At 66.2% G+C, this 3,518-nt stretch carries 4 protein-coding genes; 2 read left to right on the top strand and 2 right to left on the bottom strand.

The window, feature by feature from the left end:
* Both VN419_RS03290 and ahcY read left to right on the top strand, forming a co-directional pair.
* A partial coding sequence (locus VN419_RS03290; protein ID WP_325644411.1) for a class I SAM-dependent methyltransferase occupies positions 1-395 on the top strand: 395 nt, incomplete at its 5' end.
* 4 nt (positions 396-399) lie between these two features.
* Positions 400-1,818: an adenosylhomocysteinase gene (ahcY, locus tag VN419_RS03285; RefSeq protein ID WP_325644409.1), complete on the top strand. Its 1,419-nt coding sequence runs from the start codon at positions 400-402 to the stop codon at positions 1,816-1,818.
* A gap of 368 nt (positions 1,819-2,186) precedes the next feature.
* Here the strand turns inward: ahcY and VN419_RS03280 are convergent, their stop codons facing one another.
* Entirely contained in the window at positions 2,187-2,540 is a 354-nt protein-coding gene (locus tag VN419_RS03280) for a c-type cytochrome (RefSeq protein WP_325644405.1), read from the bottom strand.
* 103 nt (positions 2,541-2,643) lie between these two features.
* Positions 2,644-3,518: LysR family transcriptional regulator ArgP (locus tag VN419_RS03275; protein ID WP_325644403.1), on the bottom strand; the 875-nt coding region annotated here is incomplete at its 5' end.

Genomic DNA, 3,518 nt, shown 5'->3' with positions numbered 1-3,518 from the left:
GTGCGCGCCTGGCCGGACGCGCGAACGTGAGCCTGCGCCTGGGCGAGCTGGAACACCTGCCCCTGCGCGAGGGTGAAGTGCAGGCGGCCATGCTCTCCATGGTGCTGCACCACGTGAACGACCCGCAGGCGGTGCTTTGCGAGGCGAGACGTGTGCTGGCCCCGGGCGGAACCCTTTTCGTGGCTGAGTTCGACCGCCACGACAATGAGGCCATGCGCGTCAAATATGGCGACGCACGGCTGGGCGTGGACAAGGAAACGTTGTATGATTGGCTCCAAACGGCCGGGTTCGCCCCGCGCCGGGTGGACGCCTTCCCCGTAAACCAGGGGCTTACGGTGCTCATCGCCGAGGCGGCGCTGAGCGAGCCACACGGCCCGACAACCTTTGGAGGATGACCAGATGCAAGCAGTCGATCCCAAGCTCAAGTTCCGCGTGGCCGATATGGCCCTGGCCGAGTGGGGCGCCAAGGAGATGCAGCTCTCCGAGAACGAGATGCCCGGCCTCATGTCCCTGCAGAAAAAGTATGGCAAGAAGAAGCCCCTCAAGGGCCTCAAGATCATGGGCTCCCTGCACATGACCATTCAGACCGCCATGCTCATCGAGACCCTGCACGCCCTGGGCGCGGACCTGCGCTGGGCCTCCTGCAATATTTTCAGCACCCAGGACCACGCCGCCGCGGCCATCGCCGCCAAGAAGCTCGCCGCTGTCTTCGCCTGGAAGGGCGAGAGCCTTGAAGAATACTGGTGGTGCACCGAGCAGGCCCTCACCTGGCCCGACGGCTCCGGCCCGGATCTCATCGTGGACGACGGCGGCGACGCCACGCTCATGATCCACCACGGCGTGAAGTGCGAGAAGAACCCCGCCCTGCTCAAGAAGAAGGTGGACAACAAGGAGTTCCAGATCATCATGGACCGCCTTGCCGCCGGGTACAAGCTTGATCCGCAGAAGTGGACCAAGATCGCCGCCAAGGTGCGCGGCGTGTCGGAGGAAACCACCACCGGCGTGCACCGCCTGTACGACATGGAGAAGAAGGGCGAGCTGCTCTTCCCGGCCATCAACGTCAACGACTCCGTCACCAAGAGCAAGTTCGACAACCTGTACGGCTGCCGCGAGTCCCTGGCCGACGGCATCAAGCGCGCCACCGACGTCATGATCGCGGGCAAGATCGCCGTGGTCGTGGGCTACGGCGACGTGGGCAAGGGCTGCGCCCAGTCCATGCGCGGCTTCGGCGCGCGCGTCATCATCACCGAGATCGACCCCATCTGCGCGCTGCAGGCCGCCATGGAAGGCTACGAAGTGCTGACCATGGACAAGGCTTGCGAGCTGGGCGACATCTTCATCACCGCCACCGGCAACTACCACGTGGTGAACGCCAAGCACATGGTGAAAATGAAGGACGAGGCCATCCTGTGCAACATCGGCCACTTTGATTCCGAGATCGAGATGAGCTTCCTGGAGAACGACCCCAAGTGCAAGAAGCTTGAGATCAAGCCCCAGGTGGACAAGTGGACCCTGCCCAGCGGCAAGAGCCTCATCGTCCTGGCCGAAGGCCGTCTGGTGAACCTGGGCTGCGCCACCGGCCACCCCAGCTTCGTCATGAGCAACAGCTTCACCAACCAGGTGCTGGCCCAGCTCGACCTGGCCGCCAATACCTACGAGCCCAAGGTCATGATCCTGCCCAAGAAGCTGGACGAGGAAGTGGCCCGCCTGCACCTGGAGCGCCTGGGCGTGCAGCTGGACAAGCTGACCAAGTTCCAGGCCGACTACCTGGGCGTTTCCCCGGACGGCCCCTACAAGCCGGACCACTACCGCTACTAGACGAGCATAAGGGCCTGTTGCCGGGGGAGTCATCTCCCCTGGCCGCCCTTCCCGCCAATGAAAAGCCGGGTTCGAGCAGTTGCTCGACCCGGCCTTTTCATTTCCAGCGGCGACGCCTTTTGGATACGGCCAGGGGCGCTGCCCCCGCACCCCGCCAGGGGGTATGCACCCCCTGGACCCGCAAAGTGAAGAGGGGCAGGCCATTTACCGGTCCTGTCCGCCCCTTCCGCGAGGGTTTCGGGTCTCGGCGCGGAGCCGCCGAGGCCCGAAACCCTCGCCACAGGGAGTCCAGAGGGCCTCGTGCCCTCTGGCGGGGTCAAGGGGCGGAGCCCCTTGCGAGGTCTCTGGCGACGCTTCTTGATTTCAGTCTAGAACATCGCAGTGAACGCGGCCAGGGCCTTGATGTCGTCTGCGGAGAGCACGGCCGCGCGCGCTTCCATGATCTCCTTCTTGGCGCCGCCGTAGGTCTTGGCCTTGTAGCCGTTCAGGGCGTTGGCCACGTAGTCGGCGCTTTTGCCCTTCAGGCCCTTGGAGCCGTCCTGGGCGTGGCAGCCGGCGCAGCGCGCAGCGTAGTAGGCTTTGGGATCAGCGGCGGCGCTCATGGTCACGGCGGGTGCGGCGGAAACTGCCGGGGCGGGCGGTGCAGCGGGCGGCGGGGGCGTGGCTGCGGCGCAGGCGCCGAGCAGGGCGGTCAGGGAGAGGATGGCGAGGGTCTTGCGCATGGTGCCTCCAGAGGTTGTGTGTGGTGTGTGTTGTGAATCTTACGACACATTTCTACCCCTGGTATGTAGAAATGCAAGAGTGATTACTCTTCGCTCCCTGGATTTATTCTTCTTTCAGCAGCACGCGCTGACCGGCCTCGCGCAGGGCTCGGGTCAGCCGGGCCAGGAGCGGGGAGGCGATGTTCCAGCAGTGCCAGTACAGCGGCACGAACATGGGCGCACCAGGCGCAAGGTCCACAAGCAGCCCCTGGGCCAGGGGCTCGTCTGCCTGGATATGCGGGATGAGCCCGTACCCGGCCCCGCCAAGGACGAAGTCCACGAAGCGCTCGGAATTGGGCACGTGGTGGCGCGGCGCGCCCTGCGGACTCTGGCCAAGAAAGCCTTCCAGGAACCTGTCGTGCACCGTGTCCTGGCGGTTGAAGACCACTGCCGGGGCGCGCTCGGCGGCCTTCTGGTCGAGCCCCTGCGGAAACCAGCGGGCCGCGAAACCTGGGGCGCAGGCGCAGTGGTAGCGCATGCCGCCCAGGAACAGCGCGCGGCAGCCCTGCATGGGTGTTGGCCGGGTGCTTACGCAACCCGCCACCTCGCCCGCGCGCAAAAGTTCGTGGGTGCGCTCCTGGTCGTCCACCTTGAGGTCCAGGGCCAGGCGTTCGCTCGTCAGAAGCGGCAGCACGGCGGCGGGAAACCAGGTGGCCAGGCTGTCGGCGTTGACGCCCAGGGCCAGGGTGCGCCAGGGACCGGTTTCGGAGTCCTGCCCCGGCTCCATGCTCCGGGCAAGCTCGGCCTCCAGTAGACCCACGCGCCGGGCGTGGCGCAGCAGCCTGCGCCCGCAGGCCGTGGGCGCGGGCGGCTGAGTACGCGCCAGCACCGGCTGTCCTGCGGCCTCCTCCAGCTGGCGAATGCGCTGCGACACTGCCGACTGCGTAAGATTCAGCCTGCGGGCGGCGCGCTCGAAGCCGCCTTCCTCCGCCACTGCGG

The sequence above is a fragment of the Humidesulfovibrio sp. genome, assembly GCF_035560995.1.
Lineage (GTDB): Bacteria > Desulfobacterota > Desulfovibrionia > Desulfovibrionales > Desulfovibrionaceae > Humidesulfovibrio.
This window is presented reverse-complemented; position numbering and strand designations above follow the sequence as displayed.